The organism is Aurantimonas endophytica, from assembly GCF_014196845.1.
GTDB lineage: Bacteria > Pseudomonadota > Alphaproteobacteria > Rhizobiales > Rhizobiaceae > Aurantimonas > Aurantimonas endophytica.
In genome coordinates this window covers 247,748-270,834 of the sequence record NZ_JACIEM010000005.1, presented here as the reverse complement: position 1 = coordinate 270,834, position 23,087 = coordinate 247,748, and the positions used below count along the sequence as shown (strand labels likewise).

Here is a 23,087-nt window from a genome sequence, read left to right as displayed (position 1 = left end):
AATCACAATCCGGAACTCTCTGCGCGCACGTTCTTAATTAAAATTTACTGCTCGCACAAGAATTTCAAGGATCAGAGCATCTTGTCTAGCTTTCCCATGGTACTTGCGGGGGCAGCGGCGGATGGTCCTCGTACATGGCCGGCCGGCTGAAGTTCGAGAGCCAACCCGGCAACCAACAGTCAGCGCCGGTTTCACGCACAGCACTGCTTGGCGCGTTGGCCGCGTAGCTGGGAGGCTCCGGCGGCTTATGTTCTATCTGGAAGCGGATGACTGTTTGCAGGTCATGCGGCCACAGGCTCGCAATGTCGCCGCCGGCCATCAACGCTGCGATCTGCGTATCGAACAACGGCGCTTCCTGCATCAAACGCCGAAAGACTGCATCTGCACGCTTCGCCTCCCGGCTTCGATAATAATGCCGCCCGCCAGCCCTTCCAAGCACGCGGGCCCATCCGAACAGCCGCCCGAGCATCATGTTGTGGAAAAGTAAGGCCTCCGCCCTGGTTAGAGGTCTCATATCAAGCTCTCGCGACCTGCGGCGAGTTTTTCGGGGGGACTTGGACACCGCGCTGAACCTCACGCTTTACGGAAGCGCAGTAAGCTGAGTTTTGAATAACAACCCCTTTGTGCGATGCACCACATTGCTCGATAGGGGCCCGATCCTCCCGCTTGCGGCCGATGGAGCCGCCCTTTTGGGCGGCTCTCGCACTTGCTGCCGCTCAGCCCACCTAGCGTCAGTTGGGGTTCTGCCCCGGGACAATGCCGCCCGAAGGGGTGGTCGACTCGGCCGGGTCAGCACCGCCCTGACCGCTGGTGGCCGTCGACGCGCCGGACTGCTGCGACGACATCGAGCCTCCGGTGGCGCCGGACGTCGTTGCCGACGTCGACCCCGTAACCGTCGCGTCGGCACCCGTCGTCATGACCATCTGATGGTGCTGCTCGAGAACCGGAAGGGTCGTCGCGGCAAATTCGCGGATGGGACCAGCCTCGCCGCCTTGTGCATAGGCGCCGAAGAGAGCGACCGCCTCGTCATGGACCTGACGCTGCATCTGGAGATATGCCGCGTCGAACTGGCCTTCGGGCAGGTTCTGCAACTGGTCGACCATCTGCTGGTGGCGCTGGTCCAGACCCGCAGGCACGGCGAGATCGGCGCCGGAGGCTTCCACCGCCTGCATCATCGCCTCGCCGGCGGCAGTGTGATCCTGAATCATGCGCTGCGCGAAATTGCGCACGTCAGTGCTCTGGGTGCGTTCCAGCGCCAGTTCGCTGGATTCGATCTCGAAGCGGTTCGAGAACGTAGCCGTCGGCACGAATTCCGCGGCGGTCAGCGCGGCCTGCTGCTGGGTGGCCGGGGCGGCCGTCTGGGCCGAAGCGACGCTCGGGACGAACAGCGCTGCAGCCAAGGCTGTGGTGACAAGATATCGGTTCATTGGAATGATCCTTTGCTGGACGGGCTCGTTGCCCGCATGGCACCCCAACGCACGCCGATTTTTGATGTTCCGGAACAATAAGTTAGCCGACGACCGGACCTTCCTCCAAGTGACTCTTGCGACGACCTGGCGGCGAGGCAAACAATCCTGGACGGGCGTGACGCCCTGCGCCTTCGCCACCGTCAAATCGGCACGGCAAGTGCAGATGGTCGGGAGCGAAGTTGGCGTCTGCGCATTTGTGGCTGACGATGCACAGTGAGCCCCTTGCTGTTGAGGAACCTTAAAGCCCTCTATCGCAGATCCTGGAGCGGAAGCCGGACATGAGCCCTGTTGGCTGATGCGGCAGGAGCGCCTGGAGCAGCAGGACTCGCCGCACTCGCACAGCCTGAGCATGACGCGCGGCTGGCACAGCAGAGGCAGACGAATGACGGCCAAGCGACTGTTGCTGAAGAATCTGCGCCTCAGCGTCATGGACAACTCGTCAGCCTATGCTTTCTCCATAACCATCACCGGCACCTACGCGCTCCTCGCCACGATTGCAGCGCCGGGTCTGCTCGAGATCTTTGCCGGAGCCGGAGGCGCGGTATGCGCGTTCATGGTCGCAGAACTGCTGACGCTGCTGCTGCTCCGCGAAGACCCGCAGCGGTCCGACACGGTCAAGCTGCTCGGCCGGATGCTCAACCTGCTGTCGGTCGGCTGCGCGATGGGAGCGGCGTATCTGTGCGGCATTCTGATGGACGGGCCGCTCGGCTGGCTGGTGGCCGGCTTCGTCGCAAGTCTGATCTTCATCTTGCTGGAAGGGCTGGAACTCGCTCTGGCCGAGGCGAAGGAAAAGGGCGTCTGACGCAGGCATATACGTCCACGGCCACGGGCGGATCTGCGGCAGCGCATCTTTGCGGGGGTGGTTGAACGTCAGACCCGCAGATAATCGAAGCAGCCCGCCGGCAGACCGGCACCACTGACCAGAATGGCGCCGTGCCCATAGAGCGTCGATGCCCAAGCGCCGGCATCGGTCTCGATCACCAGTAATTCGCCGCTCGGATCGGACCAGACGAGGCGGCTCCCGACCTTCGACATCGCTTCAAGGGCAGCGCCCGGGGCCGTTCCAGGCGCGAAGAGGACGGTCGTAAACTCACTGTCCCGAGGCTGTTGCAGGGCCTGTGTTCCGGCTCCCACGGTCACGAGGGTCGCCAGTACCGCGGCGACGACCGATGGCCTCTCGGCCGAGCCACCGGTCGGGCGGGAACCCGTCCACCAGCCGAGCAGGATGGGAACGAGGCCGAAGACCACGAACCACAGCAGATCCCAGAACAGCGGGATTGCGCTGTCCATCCGGATGCGGTGGATCCCCAGGAGCCAGTGCGACAAGAGACTGTCGAGCACATGCCAAGCGCCGAAGCCGAGCAGCAACGCCGCAGTCAGCCGGACCCCCGACACTGCTCCGCCGCCCCGCCAGGAGCGCCAGAGCATCCAGAGGCCTGCCGCGGCGACAACGTACATGAATGCGTGGAAATATCCGTCGGCCGCGACCTGAAACCTCAGGTCGTCGGAGTTGATCGCGCTGAGCAGGTGATGCCACTGGAGGATCTGATGCAGCAGGATGCCGTCGAAGAAACCGCCCAGTGAGAAGCCGAGCAGATACCCTGCCCATCGGGAACCGGAAGACGCTGTCTCTGACACGATGTTCTCCTTTGCCGGATGAAGATCGCCCAAGCCCGACGATCAGCGGCGCGACCGCAACAGCAGCAGGAGCCCCGCGCCGGCCGCGAGCGCAATGCCGGCAGCCATCGCTCCCTGCCGCCGCTGCGACGGTGAGCGCAGCCCCCCGTCGATACCGCCTGCGATGGCGGGAGGTCCGAACAGGTTCCCGCTGGTCGGCTCGATCGGGGTCGCGTGCGACAGCGACCGCTCCACGATCCGCTTCACGAGGCCGATGGTGAAATCTGGTGCCAGAAAATGCCCGATCCGGGCGGCATTGGTGACCCAGCCCACCGTGGTCGTGCGACGAGGCCGCTTTGCCAGGCGGACGACCGCGTCGGCCACCTTTCGTGAGTCGAAGACGGGAGGCGGTGCGGTGACCTTGCGCCCCGCGTAGTTGGCGGCGTGACCGATGCCGGGCGTGTCGATGAACGCCGGATAGACGTCGCAGACATGGATGTTCGGCTGGCCGACCAGTTCGGCGTTCAAGACTTCTGAAAAGCCCCGCAACGCGAATTTCGACGCGCTGTAGGCCGAGGCGAACGGCATAGCCGCAAAGCCGCCGAGCGAGATCATGTTGATGAAAGTGCCGCGGCCCTGGCGCAGAAAGACGGGCACGACGGCGTGGGCGCTGTTCATATGTCCGATGAGGTTCGTCTTGATGATCTGCTCGTGAGCCTCCATCGGCACCTCGTGAAAGCGACCGACGGCCCCGACGCCCTCATTGGCGAACCACACGTCAATCCGTCCGCCGAGCGCGAGCGCGCGATCGCGCAGGGCGGCCACGGCCGCAGCGTCGGTCACGTCGGTCGGCACGACGACGACCTCCCCGCCGAACTTCCTGCAGCCCTCCGCCACCTTCTCCAGCGCGTCCCGCCCGCGCGCAGCCAGAACCAGCTTCGCTCCGGACCGGGCAAAGGCCTCTGCCGTCGCCTGTCCGATCCCGCTGGAGGCACCGGTGATGACGACGACATGACCGCGTAAGCCGCTTCGTTGCATGACGGAGACCTCTTCAGACGGGCCAGCCCCGGGGCGACAGAAAATGCCCCGATGCAGTATGATGATGACGAGGGCCCGGAAGGCCTAGCTTGGAACAAGAGCTTTCAGCGCGAGTGTCGGCGAAGGCCCTGGTGGTGAAACGCTGTCTCCCAGTCCCGGATCGGCTACGTCGGCGAAGCGCGGGCCGGCCGCTGGAGGCGCCACCATCCGGGTCCGCTCAGCCAGACTGCGTCGATGTTCACGAGCATGCCGGCCTCCCTGCTCCTTCGCCTTCGGGCGGTGGTCAGTCGACGGTGATGTTGAACGGGTTGGGGTCGAAGCCGAAATGATCCAGGAGCGGCTCGGTCTCTCCTTCCGGCATCAGGAACATCCAGACGGCATTCTCGAGCCCGCCGCCCGAAGCGGTGACGGACCAGAATTTCATCTCCCGCCCGCCGAGACCCGGACCGGTACCGGTCTCGACCAGATGCTCCGTGTAGACATCCCGGCGAGGCACGAAATAGACCGGCGTTTCGCCGAGTCCGTGAACGAGGAGCGCATCCCTGGTAGCGGTCATGACGGCGTCGTGGCGTCGGATCACGACGGGACGTGGCTCGCGTTCGATGCGAAGCGAAGTGGCTGTTGACCCGCCTCGGGTCTGTCCGGGTAGCTCGTCCATGAGAACCTCCAATGCTTCCACCGTAAGTCGATATCCAGTGGTTGGTTCCGGAGCCGGTGTCCGAGGGATCACCAAGAGGGCGGCGCCGGATGAGGGGGGCAACGGCAGGAGCCCACGCCCCAGTGAAGCAGTGCTCCGGCACCGTGTCCCGGATCGTCGCTCCGGTTCCATCCGCCGGTAGACGCGAACTTGATAGGAGGGAACCAGGCCACTCCAAGCGAAGTCTTGGCCGATCGACGATCAGCTCCGAGATTCTTCATCGCGGCTGGGGCGGCCTGACCCGCCAGCTCGGGGAGACAAGAAGCCGTCAGGGCGTCTCTCCGAGAGTCTCGTCTGCCGTATCGTCCGGATCCTCACCGTCGAGGGCGGCGTCCTTGTCGACCGCCAGCGCCGCGCCCTCAATACGACCGCTGTCACCCTCGCCGTCCGTCACGGGATCATTGCGCTCCACCGAAGCGGGTCGATCCTCTCGGGGCTGTGCGGGAATGTCGCCGATACCGCCACCGCCACTGGCGTCGTCGAGGTTTTCGTTGGTCTTGGACATGACGATCTCCTCATGCTGAGCAGGATGGGAAAGCTTCCAGGGCTGCGGATGTTCCTGGTTTCGAGCGAATGGCGCCCGGCCAGCGGCTGCGTGCGTGTCCGAGAGAGCGATCGGAGCGGGTTCCGCCGCGTTCCCGCCCTCTCCCTGCCGGCGGTTCAGCTGCGGCAGGAGATTTTTCGTTAGTCGCGTGCGGGATCTGCCGGCGCGCGGAGGGAGCCAACGCGCGAGCCGCTCGTTGCAGAGCCGGCCGATAGCTTCATGCGACAGGAATCGAAATGAGTGTCCAGCTTCCGCTACCCGAGACTGCGCGCGCTCCCGAGCAGGTCGATTCCGCGCATGTTCGCGCAGTGTTACCTAACCTTGCCTACCTGCGGGCGGCGATGGTCAACGTTGCCTTCATCGGTCCGGCGAACGCCCAGGACCGCGGATGGGTGTTGGTCGACACGGGCGTTGCGGGAACCAGAAGGCAGATCGCCTCCGGCATCGCCTCGCGCTTCGGGACATCGCGCCCGGCGGCCATTATCCAGACTCACGGACATTTCGACCACGTCGGCGCTCTTGAGGAACTGAGCGAGGAGTGGGACGTGCCGATCTACGCTCACGCGCTCGAGCACCCCTTCCTCACGGGACAGCAATCCTACCCGGCACCGGACTCGGGCGCGGAAGGCGGCATCATGCCGAAACTCGCTCCGTTGTTTCCTCGCTCGCCGATCGACGTTTCGGCCCGTCTCAAGTCGTTGCCGGACGACGGCACTGTGCCGCATCTTCCGGGCTGGCGCTGGCTCCACACGCCCGGACATACGCCCGGCCACGTCTCCCTCTGGCGGGAGGCAGACAAAACTTTGGTTGCCGGTGACGCGGTGATCACCACCGGGCAGGAATCGGCCTACGAGGTCGCTGTCCAGGAGCCGGAGATGCACGGCCCGCCGCGCTATTTCACGCGCGACTGGGCGGCAGCGGCGGCATCCGTCCGCCTCCTCGCTTCTCTGGAGCCGAGCCTGATCGTCTCCGGTCACGGCCGGGCCATGGCGGGCCACGAGATGCTCGCGGCCCTGCATCATCTCGCCGACCATTTCGAGGAAATCGCGCTGCCCAGGGCGTAGCGCATCTCCGCCTTCCGGAACAGACGGGTCGCTCCGGGCCTTCCTGTGCATCACACCTAAGGAGAACCCCATGGTCACTACAGTCGGTACCGAAAACACCTTTGAGAAGCTCGTTCAGAACCTTCTCATCCTCGAGCACGACGCGATCGCGGCGTACGAATCCACGATCGAAAAGCTGGATGATCCCGCCTCGAAGGCGAAGATCGTCGAGTTCAAGGCGGATCACGAAAGCCACGTGGCCGAATTGACCCGCATGGCAGGCGCCATCGGCACTGCAGCGCCGCAGGAAGGCGATGCGAAGCAGTACCTCACCACGGGCAAGATCGCGCTTGCTTCCATCATCGGCGACAAGACCATTCTCAAGGCGATGTCGACGAACGAGATCGAGACCAAGATGGCTTACGATCACGCGGCGAAGAACGATGTCGCGACGCCGGAGGCGCGTACCTTCTTCCAGAAGGCCTACGCCGACGAATCCCGCCACAAGGAATGGATGGACGCGGCCGCAGCCGCCTGAGGCGCGGAGGAACCCGCCGGCCAACGCCGGCGGGTTCCTCCTTATGGCGTCGCTCCAGCGGGCTACGGGCCCCCTGCCACCGAACCCATAACGACCATCACGAGGTCATCGAGATTGACCGGACCGTTTATCGTCACCTTGTCATCACTCGCCTCGACCCTGAGCTTCGAGCCGCTGTTTTGCGCCTGACGCCGCAATTCTTCGACGATTGCCTCGCGGATAGTGCTTTCGACGGTCATAGCGAAGGCTCCTCAGGCTGGTCGTCCTCGGGATAGTGGAGGCCGCCGGCCGACGTCTCATCGATGTCTTCGGCGGCTGCCTCGCCCTCGTCGAGGGACGGAAGGTTATCGCTGCTTCTGCGTCCTTGCGGCGGGTCCTTGGGAAGGGGACTGGCTTCCGGATTTTTGCGATCGATATTCGACATGTTTTCTCCTCCGGTGGAAACAGGATGAACGCCACAGGTGGCGCGGGCGGTTCCACGACGAGCGGCATCTCCCAGTTCCAATACCGTTGCCCAGATGATCATCTCGCGGTTGATCGCACGGGGCCTGCGCGGTAGGCGGGCGAAATGCCGAGAGACGATCTAACGAGCGCGCGCACAATCGTGACCGCCCGAGACTCCGAAACCGCAAGCCGAGCGAGGACGATTTGACCACCGAGAGAACAGGAGAGACGATGCAGGCGGCCGTGGTCACCGGGCCCGGGCGGGTGGAGATCCAGACGGTGGCGCGGCCCCTCCCGGCAGCAGGGCAGGTGCGGGTCCGTCTGGAAGGCTGCGGGGTCTGCGCGTCCAACCTGACACCGTGGGCCGGACCCGAGTGGATGGAGTTCCCGACCGCACCGGGCGGGCTGGGGCACGAAGGCTGGGGCGTCGTCGACGCGGTCGGGGATGACGTGGCCGGCGTGGCGGTTGGAGACCGGGTCTCGGCCCTCTTCTACAACAGCTACGCTGGCTACGACGTGGGTCCCGCAAGTTCCGTGGTGCGGCTGCCGGCGGAACTGGACCTGCAAGCCTTCCCTGGCGAACCGCTCGGCTGCGCAATGAACATCTTTCGCCGCAGTGACATCCGGGCAGGCCAGTCAGTGGCCATCATCGGCGTCGGGTTTCTGGGTGCGATCCTGACCCGCCTCGCCGCCGAGGCGGGAGCGCGGGTGATCGCGATCTCGCGGCGCGATTATGCCCTGCAGGCGGCGCGCCGAATGGGCGCGGCGGAGACCATCCCGATGCTGGATCACTACCAGATTATCGAGCAGGTTCGGGAACTCACCGGTGGCGCCATGTGCGAGCGCGTTATCGAAGCCGTGGGCAAGCAGTGGCCGCTCGACCTTGCCGGCGAGCTCACCGCAGAGCGTGGGCGTCTCGTCATCGCCGGCTACCATCAGGACGGCCCACGCCAGGTCAACATGCAGCTCTGGAACTGGCGCGGTCTCGACGTCGTCAACGCCCACGAACGCGATCCCAAGGTCTATGTCGATGGTATCCGGGCGGCGGTGGAGGCGGTCACCAGCGGCCGCCTCGATGCGAGTCCGCTCTATACGCACCGCTTTCCGTTGCACCGCCTGGATGAGGCGCTGAACATGACCCGCGACCGCCCGGACGATTTCATGAAGGCGCTGGTGACGATGTAACTGCAGCCTTCCGGGCGCCGCATAGGCACGGACCCGACTCCGCGCCGATCCGGCAACCGAGCCGTCGAAACGGTCCGCCCAGTCACATGCGCGCTGCGCAATCGCGCGCTCGGCCAACCGGCAGCCAGATGGTTAGCCTCCTCCCGACCTTTCGGCTGCAGCGTCTTCCCCTGCTGCTGCTGCTGCCTAGTTCACTGCCCACCATGGTGCGGTTCCAAGTCACGCTCGCCCGGCCAAAAGCCGGAGCCGCGGGCCTCGGATGAGTGAGTTGCAGGGAAGCCTCATGCGTATTGCTTTATCCCAAAACATCGTCCTCCTGCATGCCGGTGGTGAGTGGCAATGAATCGGCGCGCTCCGGAAACCGAAGCAGATCCGACCTCGCCCGATCCCAGCAAAAACAGCCTCCCCGCTCCCGGCATCACGATGATTGGCGCGGGCTACGTCGGCCTCGTCACAGGTACCTGCCTGGCCAAGCTCGGCTTCGACGTTCTCTGTCTCGACACCAACGCCAACCGCGTCGCGGCACTGAAGGCGGGCAGGAGCCCGATCTACGAGCCCGGCCTCGAAGCGCTGATGGAAAGGCAGGTCGCGGAAGGCCGCCTGCGGTTCGACACGTTCGAGCCGAAGGGCGTCGCACACGCGGACTTCGTCTTTCTGGCCGTCGGCACCCCGTCCCTACCCGGAAGCGATCAGGCCGACCTCTCCCAGATATTCGAAGCAACGCGCATGGTGGCCCCACAATTGCGGGCCGGCGCCTGTCTGGTCGTGAAGTCGACCGTGCCCGCCGGAACCAACAGCACCATCCGGGCCATCGTTGCGGAGCGGCGCCCGGGACTGGCGTTTTCGGTGGTCTCAAACCCGGAATTTCTGCGAGAGGGGCGAGCCGTAGCGGATTTCCTCCGTCCCGACCGGATCGTCGTCGGCTGTCACGACGACGCCGGCCGCGCCGGTATGGAGAGGATCTATCGGAGCTTCGTTGACCAGGACGTGCCGGTCCTCTTCACCTCGCCGGAAAACGCCGAACTGATCAAATACGCCGCCAATGCCTTCCTGGCGATGAAGGTCGCCTTTGCCAACGAGGTCTCCGACCTTTGCGAGGCAGCCGGCGGGGACGTTCGCGACGTCGTGCGCGGTATCGGACTGGACGCCCGCATCGGTCCGAGATTCCTCGAACCGGGACCCGGATTTGGCGGTTCGTGCTTCCCGAAGGACACTCGAGCCTTCGTCGATATCGGCCGCCGGCTGGGCCGCCCCCAGCGCCTGGTCGAGGCCGTGGTGGCGATCAACGAAGACCGCAAGGAGAGCCTGTCGTCCCGCGTGGCCGACGCCCTGGGCTCATGCGCCGGTAAGACGATCGCCGTCCTCGGCGTCGCCTTCAAGCCAGATACGGACGATCTGCGCGAGGCGCCTGCTCTCCGCCTGATCCCGGCTCTTGTCGAGGCCGGTGCAGAGGTCCGCTTCTATGATCCCCAGGTCGCTGCCGCCGGGGTGGCGGAGCTGGAAGGGGCGCTCCAGGCTTCCACGCTCGCCGCGGCGCTGGAAGGCGCCGATGCGGCCGTGTTGCTGACGGAGTGGGCCGAATTCCGCATGCTCGACCTCGTCTCCGCGCGGCGCAGCATGAGGGGCGCGACCTTCGTCGATTTTCGCAATCTCTACGCCCGCGACACGATGGGCAAGGCCGGCTTTCTCTACCATCCGATCGGCTCCGCGCCACTCCGCGACCTTCCTCTGCTTCCGGAAGGCATTGCTGCGAGTCGGCGGGTAAGTCGAGCGGTTCGAGACGGCAGAGTGGCGATGGGCTGACGCGGCATTCGGTTCGGATGGTTCCCTGAAGGGGCGTCGGCACTAGTTGCCCCGTCTCCCCGCCATCGAAAATCGCGCATCGTTGCAACAGAACAGAGGAGTAGCGTTTGTCTCGTTTTCTCGTCACCGGCGGTGCCGGCTTCATCGGACGTCAGGTCTGCAAGGAACTTCTCGATCACGGTCACGAGGTCCGGGTTCTCGATTCCCTGATCGACCAGGTACATGGAGCCGGGCAGCCAGTGGATCTGGAGGGCGTGGACATTCGCAAGGGTGACGTACGCGATGCACAGCACGTGCGAGCTGCCCTGTCGGGCGTCGATGGCGTCGTGCATCTGGCGGCCGAAGTCGGCGTCGGCCAGAGCATGTACGAGATCGCGCGCTACGTCAGCACCAACGATGTCGGCACGGCGGTGCTTCTCCAGGAACTGATCGAGCAGCCCGTTGGGCGCATCGTCGTCGCCTCCTCCATGAGCGTCTATGGCGAGGGGAGATACGAGACAGGGGCCGGCGAGGTTGTGGACAACGCGCGCAGGGATCCGGCCGCGATCGCGGCCGGGCGCTGGGACGTCCTCGGTCCCTACGGCGACGTGCTGCGTCCGGTCGCCACGGACGAGACGAAGCCGGTGGATCTCGCCTCGATCTACGCGCTGACGAAGTACTTTCAGGAGCAGTCGGTCCTGATCTTCGCGAACGCCTACAAGGTGGACGCGGTGGCGCTGCGCCTATTCAACGTATTCGGCCCGGGACAGGCGCTGTCCAACCCCTATACCGGCGTCCTCGCCAATTTCTCGTCCCGCATCGCCAAGGGGCAGGCCCCGACGATCTTCGAGGACGGGCTTCAGCGCCGCGATTTCGTACATGTGCGCGACGTGGCGCGGGCGTTCCGTCTGGCGCTCGAGCGTCCCGAGGCGAAGGGCCAGACGATCAATATCGGCAGCGGCCGCTCCTATTCGGTCACCGACGTCGCGCGCATGGTGGCGCAGGCGATGAACAGTCCGGTCGAGCCCGAAATCATGATGAAGGCGCGGTCGGGCGACATCCGCAACTGTTTCTCCGACATCGCCAAGGCGCGCGCGCTGCTTGGGTTCGAGCCGCGCCATTCCCTGGAGGCTTCCCTCGGCGAGCTCGCCGAGTGGGTGGCGCAGCAGGAAGTCACCGATCGCAACGACGAAATGCGCAAGCACCTCGAAGCACGAGGCCTCGTGGCATGACGGATGGTCCCACCGGTCAGGACAAGTCCTACGGCTTTGCCGAGTGGTTCCGCCCCGGCGAGTACGAGCGAACGCAGAGCGCCCTTGACGCCATGGAGCGCGCGGGGGCGCGTTACGTGCGGACCCACCTCTCCTGGGCGGAGTATCATCAGCCGGAAGGCCCCGCGTGGTACGACTGGCTGATCCCGAAGATCGCAGAGCGTTTCGAGCTTCTGCCCTGCGTCCACTACACCCCCCCGTCGCTCTCGCGAACGGGCACGTCCGCCGGCCCGCCTCACCGCCTGCTGGACTTCGCCGACTTTGTCGACCACGTGCTGACGCGGTACGGCGAGCATTTCACCGCCGTCGAGTTGTGGAACGAGCCGAACAACCTTCTGGACTGGGATTGGCGCCTGGACACCGACTGGACACTGTTCTGCGAGATGGTCGGCGCCGCCGCCCACTGGGCGCAGGAACGTGGCTACAAGACGGTGCTCGGGGGTCTCAGCCCCTTCGACGCACACTGGCTGCATCTGATAGGCGAGCGCGGATTGCTGGCGAAGATGGATGTCGTAGGCCTGCACGGCTTTCCCGGCACCTGGGACAGCGAGAACAGCACCTGGAGCGGCTGGGACGATCTCATCGGCCACACGCGCGCCATTCTCGAACAGTTTGCCCCGGAAGCCGAAATCTGGATCACCGAAGCGGGCTACGCGACGTGGCGGCACGACGAGGCGAAGCAGGCGGAAAGCTTCCTCACGGCGCTGAGGGCTCCGGCGGAGCGCCTCTACTGGTATGGCTGGCAGGACGTCCAGCCCGATGTGGCGGTGCAGGAGGGTCTTCGCTTCGACGAGCGCCATTATCACATGGGCGTCGTCGACGCGGCAGGTCAGCCGAAGCTCCTGGCACGCCTCCTGTCGCAGGGCGGCGTTGCGGCCGTCCGCGAGACGATGGCGCTCGCCGCACCGCACCTGCGACGCGGGGCCGAGCCGATCGTGGTGACGGGGGGCGCCGGATTCATCGGCTGCAACATCGCCGAGAGTTTCCTGGCCGAGGGTCGTGACGTCGTCGTCGTCGACAATCTCAGCCGACCGGGCGTCGAGCGCAATCTGGCGTGGCTGAGGGATCGCCATCGCACGCGGGTGCATTGGCAGCCGGGCGACGTGCGGGATGAGGACAGCCTGCGCGACGTGCTCCAGGACGCCGGCGCGGTGTTTCACCTCGCCGCCCAGGTCGCCGTCACCACCAGCCTCGAACAGCCCATGGCCGATTTCGAGGTGAACGCGCGCGGCACGCTTAACGTGCTGGAGGCTGTCCGGCGCTCCGGGCGCAAGACCCCGGTGATCTTCGCCTCCACCAACAAGGTCTATGGCAACCTCGCCGATCTTGCGATGAAGGAGGAGGCCGACCGCTACGCGCCGGCCGACAACGACATCGCCGCCCACGGCGTAAGCGAGGCGAGACGCCTCGATTTCTGCACGCCCTATGGCTGCTCGAAGGGCGTCGCGGACCAGTACGTGCTGGACTACGCGAAGTCCTACGACCTGCCCACGGCGGTGCTCCGCATGAGTTGCATCTACGGTCCCCGGCAGTTCGGTACGGAGGACCAGGGATGGGTCGCCCATTTCCTGATCCGGGCGCTGCGCGACGAAGGGCTGACGATCTATGGCGACGGCAAGCAGGTGCGCGACATCCTGCATGTGGCCGATGCCGTGGCCGCCTACCGGGCATTGCTGGCGAACATCGATACCGTGCAGGGCCGCGCCTTCAATCTCGGCGGCGGCCCCGACAACGCGGTCAGTCTGAGGACCGTCCTGGCGGTGATTTCGGACCTGGTCGGAGGCGATCTCGCCATCCGCTACAGCGACACCCGCCAGGGCGACCAGACCTATTTCGTCGCAGATACGAGGCAATTGACAGAGGCAGTCGACTGGCGGGCGAAGATCGGCTGGCAGGAAGGCCTGAGCGATCTCCATGCCTGGCTGAGCAGCGAAGAGGGTCCGCTGGAAAAAGACCAGCTGGAATCCTTGCAGCCATTGCCTGCACCGCTCGGCCGGGATGGGCGGAGGCTGTGGGCGTGAGCGGCGCCGGAGCCGGTCAGCCGCGCCATGTGCTGATGACGACGGACTCCGTCGGCGGAGTCTGGCGCTACTCGGTGGATCTGGCGAGGGCGCTGAACGCCGCCGGAACCCGTGTGCTTCTCGTGAACGTCGGCCCAGAACCCTCCGATGCCCAACGACGCGAAGCCGCTGCGCTGCAGCAGACCCGGCTCAACGTCCTCGACGAGAAGCTGGACTGGATGGCGGCGCGGCGGGACGAACTTGCCGCCATCCCCCGCCGCTTGAGCCGGCTGGCCGAAGCGGAAGGGGTGGATCTTCTCCACCTGAACCTGCCCAGCCAGGCCTGCGGAATGCAGACCGCCCTTCCGGTCGTGGCCGTGTCGCATTCCTGCGTCGCCACCTGGTGGGACGCGATGCGCCGCGAAGCGTTACCGGGCGAATGGCGTTGGCTGTTCGACATGAATCGGGAGGGGCTGCAAAGAGCCGACCGGGTCCTCGCGCCGACGCAGGCGCATGCCGATGCGTTGATGCGCGTCTACGGGACTGCGGCAAACCTGGCGATCGTCCCCAACGCCGTCGAGCGCCTGAGTTGGCAGCCGCAGGAAATGCGGGAGCCCTTCGTGCTCGCGGCAGCGCGCTGGTGGGACGAGGGCAAGAATGCCGTCGTGCTCGACCATCTCGGGGAGCGCGTTTCCTGGCCTGTTCGCGCCGCCGGTGCCTGCCAGGGCGGCAACGGCCAGAGCTTCGGCTTTTCCCACGTCGAGGCGTTGGGTTCCCTCCCTGGCGCCGAGATGCGGCGACTGATGGGGCGCGCCGCGATCTTCGTTTCGCCATCGCTCTACGAACCGTTCGGCCTTGCGGCGCTGGAAGCCGCGGAGGCCGGTGCGGCCTTGGTGATGGCCGATGTTCCTACCTATCGCGAACTCTGGCGGGACGCGGCGCTTTTTGCCGACCCTCGCGATCCCTCCGCGTTCGCCGACGCGGTGGAAGCGCTGATCGCGGACCAGGAGCGCCGTACCGCCCTCGCCACGGCGGCGCGCGACCGCGCGGCGCAGTTCACCCCGAAGCAGCAGATGCGTGCGCTGCAGGCGGCCTATCGCCCCCTCGCCCCGGCACACGCCGCCGCCGAACCGTTGCATGCGAGCTGAACCGATGCGTTTCGTTTTCTACACCCACTCTCTCGTCTCCGACTGGAACCATGGTAACGCCCATTTCCTGCGGGGCATCATGCGTGAGCTGGTGGCCCGGGGTCACGACGCCGAGGCACTCGAGCCGGAGGACAGCTGGAGCCGCACCAATCTCGCCGAGCAGCAGGGCGAGGCCAATGTCGAGCGCTTCGGGCGCGACTTCCCCGAGCTCACCAGTCGGACCTACGGACCCGGCTTCGATCATGCTGCCGCGCTTGCCGAAGCCGATGTCGTGGTGGTGCACGAATGGACCGCCCCGGCGCTCGTCGCCGAGATCGGGCGCTTGCGCCGCGATGGCGGTCGTTTCGCGTTGCTCTTCCACGACACCCATCACCGGGCCGTTTCGGACCACCAAGCCATCGCCGGTATGGCGCTGGAGGACTACGACGCCGTCCTGGCCTTCGGCGAGACCCTGCGACGCCGCTATGAAGCCGACGGCTGGGGCCGCCGCGTCTTTACCTGGCACGAGGCGGCAGACGACCGCCTGTTCCGGCCACTGCCGGCGGAGCCGGCGGGCGACCTGGTCTGGATCGGCAACTGGGGCGACGGCGAGCGGACGAAGGAGATCGGCGAGTTCCTGATCGAGCCGGCGCGCACGCTCGGCCTTTCCGGCGTCGTCCATGGGGTGCGCTATCCCGCCGAGGGCATCGAGGCGCTGAGGGATGCAGGCCTCGACTATCGCGGCTGGATCGCCAACGCCGACGTTCCGGCCGCCTTTGCCCGCCATCGCTTCACCATGCACATTCCGCGGCGGCCCTATGTCGAGGCGCTGCCGGGCATCCCGACGATCCGCGTCTTCGAGGCGCTGGCCTGCGGCATCCCGCTGATCTCGGCGCCGTGGCGCGACGAGGAGAACCTCTTCCGCACCGGCAGCGACTATCTCGTGGCAGCCGACGGCGCCGAGATGAAGTCGCGGATCCGCGACGTGCTGAACGATCCCGATCTGGCCGCCTCGCTCGCCGCTTCCGGCCTCGAGACCTTCCGCGCGCGGCATACCTGCCGGCACCGGGTGGATGAGCTTTTCGCGATCCTCTCCAGCCTCGACGGGGCGCAGGACATCGCAAGGGAGGCCGCGCAGTGAAGATCGCGTTTTACGGTTCCAGCATTCTGTCTTCCTACTGGAACGGCGCCGCCACCTATTACCGCGGGCTGCTGCGGGCTCTGGCGGCGCATGGCCACGACATCACCTTCTACGAGCCTGACGCCTATGGCCGGCAGGAGAACCGCGACATCGATCCGCCGGACTGGTGCAGGGTCGTCGTCTACGCGGCGACGCCGCAAGCGGCGGGCGCTGCGGTCGCCGAAGCCGCCGACGCGGACGTGGTGGTGAAGGCGAGCGGCGTCGGCTACGCCGACGACTGGCTGCTCGGCGCGGTCTTCGACGCGGCGCAACCGCAGGCGGTGAAGATCTTCTGGGACGTCGACGCGCCCGCGACGCTGGCCGAGCTGCACGCCGATCCCGGTCATCCCGGCCACGCGGCGATCGCCCGGCTGGACGCGGTGCTGACCTATGGCGGCGGCGACCCGGTGGTCGAAGCCTACCGCCGTCTCGGCGCGGCCGAATGCGTCCCGATCTACAACGCGCTCGATCCGTCCACCCACCATCCCGTCGCGGCCGACGAGCGCTTCGCGGCGGCGCTCGGCTTCCTCGGCAATCGCCTGCCCGACCGGGAGGCGCGTGTCGAGCAGTTCTTCCTCGAGCCGGCGGCGCGCCTGCCGGACGCCACGTTCCTTCTCGGCGGGTCGGGCTGGGGCGACCGGCCTCTGCCGGAAAACGTCCGCCATATCGGCCATGTCGGAACGCGCGACCACAATGCCTTCAACGTCACGCCGAAGGCGGTCCTCAACATCAACCGCGCCTCCATGGCGGAGACCGGCTTCTCGCCGCCGACACGCGTCTTCGAGGCGGCCGGTGCAGGAGCCTGCCTGATCACCGACGAATGGCCGGGCATCGACCTTTTCCTGAAGCCGGGCGAAGAAGTGCTGGTCGCGCGGGACGGCCGCGATGTGGTCGACCTGATGGCCGGGCTCGACGATGAGCGGGCGGCACGCATCGGCCGGGCCGCGCTCGCACGCGTCCTGAAAGACCACACCTACGAGCAGCGCGCGGTCCTCGTGGACGCGCTGCTGCACCGTCATGCGGCGAGCCGACGCGAAAGGGCAAGCGCGTGAGGCCGCCCTTCGACATCGTCGTGGTCGGCCTGACCCTCTCCTCTTCCTGGGGCAACGGCCATGCCACCACCTTCCGCTCTCTTCTGAAGGGTCTCGACGCGCTCGGCAGCCGCGTCCTCTTCCTGGAGCGGGAAAAGCCCTGGTACGCGTCTCACCGCGATCTGCCCGATCCGGATTTCTGCACGCTGGAATTCTACGACGAAGTCGAGGAACTCGCTGCCCGTCACGGCGACGACCTCGCCGGCGCCGGTGCGGTGCTGGTCGGCTCCTATGTCCCGGATGGCGAGGCGGTCATCGACACGCTGTTCCGGATCGCGCCCGGCCGCGTCAGCTTCTACGACATCGACACGCCGGTGACGCTCGCCAGGCTGGAACGGGGAGATGAGGAATATCTCGCCGCCGCGCAGATTCCCGGCTTCCACACCTATTTCTCCTTCACCGGCGGACCGACCCTGTCGCGGCTGGAAAACCAGTTCGGCGCCGCCCGTGCGGTGGCGCTGTACTGCTCGGTGGAGCCGGAGCGCTACCGCAACACAGGAGCGGCGGCGACCTGGGACCTGGGCTATCTCGGCACGTACAGCCTCGACCGCCAGCCGACTCTGGAACGGCTGCTGATCGAGCCGGCGCGCCGCCTTCCGCATAAGCGCTTCGTCGTCGCCGGCCCGCAGTACCCGTCCGACATCGAGTGGCCGGGCAATGTCGACCGCATCGACCATCTGCCCCCCGCCGACCATGCCGACTTCTATTCCCGGCAGCGCTTCACGCTGAACGTCACGCGGGCCGACATGATCGCCGCGGGCTGGTCGCCGAGCGTGCGCCTCTTCGAGGCGGCGGCTGTCGGAACGCCGATCGTCAGCGACAACTGGCAGGGCCTCAGCGAGCTTCTTCCGGACGGCGAGGCGATCGTGATCGCACACGGTCCGGAAGACGTGGTCGCCCTTCTGGCCGATGCGGACGAAAAGCTCGCCGGCGACATGGCACAGGCGGCGCGGAAGATCGTTCTGGAGAAGCATACGGGGACGGCACGGGCGGCGGAACTGCTCGCCGCCCTCGATGGACTGGCGGTGGCCTCGCGATCCAAGGCGCGAGCGGGCGCGGCATGACGGAGGTGGAATTGGATAGCACCGGCAGCCAGGCACGGCAGGCGGAAAGCGAACCCCGGGGTGGAGAGCAGTCTCCGGGCTTGCCGCGCAGCGACCTGAAGCGCGTTCTGGTCACCGGGGGTGCGGGTTTCCTCGGGTCGCATCTGTGCGAACTGCTGCTGCGCCGCGGGCACCGCGTCACCTGTGTGGACAACTTGCAGACGGGATCGACGGCCAATCTTTCGCGCTTCGGCGCCAGCAACCGATTCACGTTCATCGAGCGGGACATCTGCGAAACGCTGCCGGCGTCGCTGGAGGTGGACGAGATCTACAACCTGGCGTGCGCCGCGTCGCCGCCGCGCTACCAGGCCGATCCCGTGCATACGATGATGACATGCGTGGTCGGCACGAACAATATCCTGGAAATCGCCGAGCGCTGCGGCGCCCGGCTCGTCCACGCATCGACCAGCGAGGTCTATGGCGATCCCCTCCAGCACCCACAGACCGAGACGTACTGGGGGAACGTCAACCCGACCGGCCCGCGTGCCTGCTACGACGAGGGCAAACGCGCCGCAGAGACGCTGACCTTCGACTATCTCCGTGCCGGGCGGGTGGACGCCCGCGTGGTCCGGATCTTCAACACCTATGGCCCGCGCATGCAGCCGGACGACGGGCGCATCGTCTCCAATCTCATCTGCCAGGCCTTGGCCGGCGACGCGATGACGCTCTACGGGACGGGCGAACAAACGCGCTCCTTCTGCTATGTGACGGACCTCATCGCCGGCATCGTCGCGCTGATGGAGGTGGAGCCCAACCCTGAGCAGCCGGTCAATCTCGGCAATCCCGGCGAGTTCACCATCAGGGAACTGGCGGAGGTGGTCGTCAGGCTGACCGGTTCGCGATCGCCGATCGCCCATCTGCCTCTGCCGCAGGACGATCCCCAACGTCGCCGGCCGGACATCACGCTGGCGCGGTCACTGCTGGGCTGGGAACCGAAGGTCACCCTCGTCGAGGGACTGGAACCGACGATCGCGTGGTTCTCCGGCGCACAGAGCGACGAAAACCGCGAATGGAGCGGGACCCGCGCGAGCAGCAAGGCCGCTTATTCCTTCGCAGAGACGAACCTCACATGAGCTACCGAAGCGGCGGCGGCCCGCGCTGAAACGGTCTCGAAAAGACATCGGCATGAGCAGAGACATGATGCAAGACAACGTCAAGAGCCGGATCCAGGCGCTGGCGCCGTGGTTCCACAACATGGAACTGGGCGGCATCCAGACGGCGCCCGAGCATTTCCTGGGAGACTATCCGACCTTCAAGTGGAACGGTTTTCGCCATCTCGTTCCGGCGGACATGCGCGGACGCCGGGTCCTCGACATCGGCTGCAATGCCGGTTTCTATTCGGTGGAAATGAAACGTCGAGGCGCCGAACTCGTCGTTGGCATTGACTCCGATCCGCGCTATCTCGCGCAGGCGCGGCTGGCAGCGGAGATTGGCGGTCTCGATATCGAGTTTGAGCAATTGTCGGTCTACGAAGTCGGCCAACTTGGCCAGAAGTTCGATTTCGTCATTTTCATGGGCGTCCTCTATCACCTGCGGCACCCGCTGCTGGCGCTGGACCTCATCTACGAGCACGTGGCGGAAAGCGACCTTCTCTTCCAGTCGATGCTGCGCGGCAAGCGGCACGTCAGCCCCGTCGAGGCGGATTACGGGTTCGAGGATACGGCGCCGTTCGACGACGACGGCTTCCCGCGATTGACGTTCATCGAGCACAATTACGCTGCGGATCCCACCAACTGGTGGGTGCCCAACCGGGCGGGCATGGAAGCAATGCTCCGAAGCGCCGGCTTCCGGATCGAAGCCGCCACCGAGGACGAAGTTTATCTGTGCTGTCGGGGTACGCGCCCAGTCATGGCTGATGCACCGCCTCGTATCGCTGTCATATCGCCACCCAGTCCATTGCCTTGAGCCTCACTTTCGCCAATCTTGCCTGTACGTGAATCGCGTATTAAGCAATTCTGACTCGATAGTGTGCCAATAAAGCAGCGCATAAGATTCAGCTTCATTAACACCCAGAATGCGACAAGGGTTGCGAGCTCGACTGCCCGGAGGAAGTGGCGGCAAGCTGATCGTAACAGGTGGCCACGCGTCGGAAGTCCTTCAGTCTGCCACCGGCGTCGATGCGCCAGCGCCCTTGTAGCGCGCCTCTTTGGACTCGATCTGAGCCTTGCGGTCTGAGCGTCCCGAAATGACTACCTTTGCGCCTTCGGCTCGCAGCCGCCGACGCAGCACGCGTCGTAGCCTTGGTCAGCGATCCGGCAGGGCACTCAGCCTGCCGCGTGCATCAGCGGCCCGGCCTGGTCACATTGGCAACGGTGCCGGCCGCCAGGCGTGGGATAGTAGGTTGCCCCCAAAGGTCCGTCGCACGAGTTCCAAGTCGTCATCCTGTCCGCATTCGTCTTACGGTGCACACTCTTCAATGGCGGGCGCTGTTGCCTGCACGAGAGCTGCGGCATAGACGTGGACTTATTGCCTCCTCCAGTGATCAACAAACCTGCAAGGCCAAGTGGTTCGAAACGTACCTGGGAGGTCCTCGTGGACGTCGATTTTGGGTACAGACTGCCCCGCAATCGTATTTCTGCACCAGCTTCAACTGAAGCTCCGCGGTTGTCACAGCGCCCCTACGTCCGGCTGCTGTTCAATGCTGGAGAGACCGAACCAATCGGTAATCAGGCCGTAGAATACTAGTGCTCCTAAAATGGCAACTATCACAATCAAGGCAGCCACAACTCGATCTTGTTTAGTCAGCTTCATAACATTTCCTGACTTTTGTGTTGCCGTAGCCCATCGATCTCTTGAAGGAGGTCGGTGGGATGTACAGCCAAACCTCCCTGCAATCCCACCGTTCCACCGTCGGTAGCAGCCCAACCACCTAAGATGGCGAGCCACCAATCAATGAGAGTGCAGATGCGAGGCCCTAGATGAAACTGACATGGCCATCCCACCTCTGGATAGTCCGGCACGGGGAAAGTCTTGGCAACGTCGCTCGAGATGCGGCAATGGCATCCGATATGACGCGGATCGACATTGCGCACCGGGACATTGATGTTCCGCTCAGTGATTTAGGATCGGAGCAGTCACGCTCGGTAGGGCTATGGTTCGCCGCTCTGCCCGAGATAGAGCGGCCGGAAGTTGTCCTTTCATCTCCCTATCGGCGGGCACTAGAGACCGCATCGGCGATTGTCGAGGAGGCGGATCTTGAAAGGGCGTGTTTGTCGACCGACGAGCGCCTGCGGGAGAAGGAATTCGGCATCCTCGATCGGCTGACGAGCATGGGCATCAAGAGCGAGCATCCGGAGCAGGCGGAGTTCCGGCAGCTGCTCGGAAAATTCTATCATCGTCCCCCTGGCGGCGAGAGCTGGTGCGACGTGATACTGCGCCTGCGGTCAGTCTTGGACACCGTTAGCCTCCACTATGAAGGTCGCAGGGTCCTGATCGTCGCCCATCAAGTTGTGGTGCTATGTTTGCGATACATCATTGAGAAGCTCGACGAGGATCAGATCCTCGCGATCGACCGCGACGGTGACGTCGCGAATTGCGCAGTCACTGAGTATCGTGCGCAAAGGTCCGGCGGCGGCGATATCGAGTTGAAGCTTGTGCGCTACAACTTCGTGGCGCCCCTCCTCAACCAGGACACGGAAGTCACTGCCGAGCCTCGTGCGAAGGAGTTCGGGCGATGACTTCGAGCGGCTCAATCGATCGCGACTTTCTGCTGGCCAACCCGCTGCCGGAGATCAATGTTTCGGCAGGCAAGGATGAACGCGGCGCGGTCTTGATAATCGGTGGAAGCAGCGAGATCCCGGGCGCTGTTCTTCTGGCTGCAGAAGCGGCTCTCCGCGCCGGCGCAGGAAAGCTTCAGATTGCGACCGTTTCCTCTGTCGCTCCGCAATTAGCAGTGGCAATTCCCGAAGCCCGAGTCATCGCATTGGCAGAAAACTCCGACGGAGAGATCGATCCGGCGTCTTCGTCCCGACTGACCGCGGAGGTACGCCACGCCAATGCTATTCTGGTAGGGCCCGGAATGGTGGACGAACCAGGAGCGCGCGCGCTTTCACTGGCGCTACTCGAAATTGAAGGCGACGCGCCGTTTGTTTTCGACGCAGCGGCCCTAACGAGTCTCAAAAGCGAAGCGACGGCTTTGCAGCGCTGCGGGCGTGACTTCGCGCTGACCCCGCACCCAGGCGAGATGGCGGCCTTCAACAACACGTCGAAGGAGGAAATCATCGGCAATCCACTAGATGCGGGAGCCAAGGCTGCCGCTCACGTCGGCGGGGTTGTAGTGATGAAAGGGCCGACCACCTTCATCTGCTCTCCTGAGGGTAGGACGTGGAGATGTGAGGGTGGCGGCCTTGGCATGGCCACATCGGGGTCCGGTGACGTTCTCGCTGGACTTATCACGGGCGTTGCAGCCCGCGGCGCGCCGCTCCTGCTAGCGGCCCAGTGGGGCGTCTTTGTGCATGCGGAGGCGGGACGCCGGTTGGCCCTGAGTGTCGGCAAAGCGGGATACTTGGCTCGGGAACTCGCTGTGGAGGTACCTCGCATCATCGACGAGTTGCGTCCGTAAACCCGACAAACCGCTGAAACGGCGCAGCCTCCGCACTTGAAGACGCATATGTAGGGTTACCCGTCGTCGAGCTTGATTTGCTTGGTGAGGGGAGCGCTGGCGCCGGGCGACTGGCAGCCCTGCTTTCGCTCAGGCAACGGCGCCCGGGGACGAGACCGTACAACCCACGACAAGCGCCGATTAAAACGACGACGACGGTTTCGACCTAGGCTCGCTGGGCTGATTGGGCTGCTGGGCCTTGGCGGCTGGGCCGGGCGCAAGCGCACCATGCATGTTGATGCAGTCAACCGGCCAATCGATCCGGCAAATCGCCCGCGCGTCTAGCGGCACACGAATACCGGCAGCCCTATGCCAAAGCCGCCGCCCTCCACCAGGGCGGCGGCACTTTGTCGCTTAA

At 65.3% G+C, this 23,087-nt stretch carries 24 protein-coding genes; 15 read left to right on the top strand and 9 right to left on the bottom strand.

The genetic code is table 11. The annotated features are described in order from the left end of the window. Positions 1-85 precede the first annotated feature (85 nt). Both GGR03_RS18805 and GGR03_RS18800 read right to left on the bottom strand, forming a co-directional pair. Positions 86-346, bottom strand: coding sequence for a hypothetical protein (locus GGR03_RS18805; protein WP_183210308.1), 261 nt, complete (start codon positions 344-346; stop codon positions 86-88). Positions 347-731: 385 nt separating this feature from the next. After that, positions 732-1,505: a DUF4142 domain-containing protein gene (locus GGR03_RS18800; protein ID WP_183210307.1), complete on the bottom strand. Its 774-nt coding sequence runs from the start codon at positions 1,503-1,505 to the stop codon at positions 732-734. Between the two features lie 259 nt (positions 1,506-1,764). Between GGR03_RS18800 and GGR03_RS18795 the strand changes: the two genes are divergently transcribed. Further along, the gene (locus tag GGR03_RS18795; protein ID WP_183210306.1) at positions 1,765-2,271 is read left to right on the top strand and encodes a hypothetical protein; all 507 of its coding nucleotides are present in this window, start codon (positions 1,765-1,767) and stop codon (positions 2,269-2,271) included. A 68-nt stretch (positions 2,272-2,339) separates the two neighbouring features. Here GGR03_RS18795 and GGR03_RS18790 read toward each other — a convergent pair whose 3' ends face one another. The 4 genes from GGR03_RS18790 to GGR03_RS18775 form a co-directional block, all read right to left on the bottom strand. Further along, complete coding sequence (locus GGR03_RS18790) at positions 2,340-3,107, bottom strand: DUF2243 domain-containing protein (RefSeq protein WP_183210305.1); 768 nt, start codon at positions 3,105-3,107, stop codon at positions 2,340-2,342. A 42-nt stretch (positions 3,108-3,149) separates the two neighbouring features. After that, positions 3,150-4,124, bottom strand: coding sequence for an SDR family oxidoreductase (locus GGR03_RS18785; RefSeq protein WP_183210304.1), 975 nt, complete (start codon positions 4,122-4,124; stop codon positions 3,150-3,152). Positions 4,125-4,407: 283 nt separating this feature from the next. Then, positions 4,408-4,782, bottom strand: a complete 375-nt coding sequence (locus tag GGR03_RS18780) for a DUF427 domain-containing protein (RefSeq protein WP_281379057.1) — start codon at positions 4,780-4,782, stop codon at positions 4,408-4,410. A gap of 307 nt (positions 4,783-5,089) precedes the next feature. Then, on the bottom strand, positions 5,090-5,326 hold the full coding sequence (locus GGR03_RS18775; protein ID WP_183210302.1) for a hypothetical protein: 237 nt from the start codon (positions 5,324-5,326) through the stop codon (positions 5,090-5,092). Positions 5,327-5,601: 275 nt separating this feature from the next. Here GGR03_RS18775 and GGR03_RS18770 point away from each other — a divergent pair, with 275 nt between their 5' ends. Then, entirely contained in the window at positions 5,602-6,429 is an 828-nt protein-coding gene (locus tag GGR03_RS18770; RefSeq protein ID WP_183210301.1) for an MBL fold metallo-hydrolase, read from the top strand. 70 nt (positions 6,430-6,499) lie between these two features. After that, a complete protein-coding gene (locus GGR03_RS18765; protein ID WP_183210300.1) occupies positions 6,500-6,946 on the top strand; it encodes a DUF2383 domain-containing protein in 447 nt (148 codons plus the stop codon). A gap of 62 nt (positions 6,947-7,008) precedes the next feature. Here GGR03_RS18765 and GGR03_RS18760 read toward each other — a convergent pair whose 3' ends face one another. After that, entirely contained in the window at positions 7,009-7,185 is a 177-nt protein-coding gene (locus GGR03_RS18760; RefSeq protein WP_183210299.1) for a hypothetical protein, read from the bottom strand. Continuing rightward, complete coding sequence (locus GGR03_RS18755) at positions 7,182-7,472, bottom strand: hypothetical protein (protein WP_183210298.1); 291 nt, start codon at positions 7,470-7,472, stop codon at positions 7,182-7,184. Before GGR03_RS18755 ends, GGR03_RS18760 begins: the two co-directional genes overlap by 4 nt. Positions 7,473-7,621: 149 nt before the next feature. Between GGR03_RS18755 and GGR03_RS18750 the strand changes: the two genes are divergently transcribed. From GGR03_RS18750 to GGR03_RS18705, 10 genes are all read left to right on the top strand, one after another. After that, positions 7,622-8,575 (top strand): MDR/zinc-dependent alcohol dehydrogenase-like family protein, encoded by a 954-nt coding sequence (locus GGR03_RS18750; RefSeq protein WP_183210297.1) that lies wholly within the window; start codon positions 7,622-7,624, stop codon positions 8,573-8,575. A gap of 339 nt (positions 8,576-8,914) precedes the next feature. Next, on the top strand, positions 8,915-10,378 hold the full coding sequence (locus GGR03_RS18745; RefSeq protein ID WP_183210296.1) for a UDP-glucose dehydrogenase family protein: 1,464 nt from the start codon (positions 8,915-8,917) through the stop codon (positions 10,376-10,378). 107 nt (positions 10,379-10,485) lie between these two features. Further along, positions 10,486-11,589: an NAD-dependent epimerase/dehydratase family protein gene (locus GGR03_RS18740; RefSeq protein ID WP_183210295.1), complete on the top strand. Its 1,104-nt coding sequence runs from the start codon at positions 10,486-10,488 to the stop codon at positions 11,587-11,589. Further along, entirely contained in the window at positions 11,586-13,649 is a 2,064-nt protein-coding gene (locus GGR03_RS18735) for an SDR family NAD(P)-dependent oxidoreductase (RefSeq protein ID WP_183210294.1), read from the top strand. Before GGR03_RS18740 ends, GGR03_RS18735 begins: the two co-directional genes overlap by 4 nt. Then, the gene (locus tag GGR03_RS18730) at positions 13,646-14,776 is read left to right on the top strand and encodes a glycosyltransferase (RefSeq protein WP_252920303.1); all 1,131 of its coding nucleotides are present in this window, start codon (positions 13,646-13,648) and stop codon (positions 14,774-14,776) included. The genes GGR03_RS18735 and GGR03_RS18730 overlap by 4 nt, the downstream gene beginning before the upstream one ends. A 4-nt stretch (positions 14,777-14,780) precedes the next feature. Continuing rightward, positions 14,781-15,896 carry a CgeB family protein gene (locus GGR03_RS18725; RefSeq protein WP_183210293.1) on the top strand — a complete coding sequence of 372 codons (1,116 nt, stop codon included), beginning with the start codon at positions 14,781-14,783 and terminating at the stop codon, positions 15,894-15,896. After that, on the top strand, positions 15,893-16,987 hold the full coding sequence (locus tag GGR03_RS18720) for a glycosyltransferase family protein (RefSeq protein ID WP_183210292.1): 1,095 nt from the start codon (positions 15,893-15,895) through the stop codon (positions 16,985-16,987). The genes GGR03_RS18725 and GGR03_RS18720 overlap by 4 nt, the downstream gene beginning before the upstream one ends. Continuing rightward, on the top strand, positions 16,984-18,090 hold the full coding sequence (locus GGR03_RS18715; protein WP_183210291.1) for a glycosyltransferase family protein: 1,107 nt from the start codon (positions 16,984-16,986) through the stop codon (positions 18,088-18,090). The genes GGR03_RS18720 and GGR03_RS18715 overlap by 4 nt, the downstream gene beginning before the upstream one ends. A gap of 80 nt (positions 18,091-18,170) precedes the next feature. Further along, positions 18,171-19,202, top strand: coding sequence for a UDP-glucuronic acid decarboxylase family protein (locus tag GGR03_RS18710; RefSeq protein WP_246368284.1), 1,032 nt, complete (start codon positions 18,171-18,173; stop codon positions 19,200-19,202). Positions 19,203-19,254: 52 nt separating this feature from the next. Further along, positions 19,255-20,034, top strand: a complete 780-nt coding sequence (locus GGR03_RS18705) for a TIGR04290 family methyltransferase (RefSeq protein ID WP_183210289.1) — start codon at positions 19,255-19,257, stop codon at positions 20,032-20,034. Positions 20,035-20,736: 702 nt separating this feature from the next. On the opposite strand, the gene GGR03_RS18700 is transcribed toward GGR03_RS18705, so the two are convergent. Next, the gene (locus tag GGR03_RS18700) at positions 20,737-20,880 is read right to left on the bottom strand and encodes a hypothetical protein (protein WP_183210288.1); all 144 of its coding nucleotides are present in this window, start codon (positions 20,878-20,880) and stop codon (positions 20,737-20,739) included. A gap of 167 nt (positions 20,881-21,047) precedes the next feature. Here GGR03_RS18700 and GGR03_RS18695 point away from each other — a divergent pair, with 167 nt between their 5' ends. Further along, positions 21,048-21,806, top strand: coding sequence for a histidine phosphatase family protein (locus tag GGR03_RS18695; RefSeq protein WP_183210287.1), 759 nt, complete (start codon positions 21,048-21,050; stop codon positions 21,804-21,806). Beyond that, the gene (locus GGR03_RS18690) at positions 21,803-22,690 is read left to right on the top strand and encodes an NAD(P)H-hydrate dehydratase (protein ID WP_183210286.1); all 888 of its coding nucleotides are present in this window, start codon (positions 21,803-21,805) and stop codon (positions 22,688-22,690) included. Before GGR03_RS18695 ends, GGR03_RS18690 begins: the two co-directional genes overlap by 4 nt. The last annotated feature ends 397 nt before the right edge of the window (positions 22,691-23,087 follow it).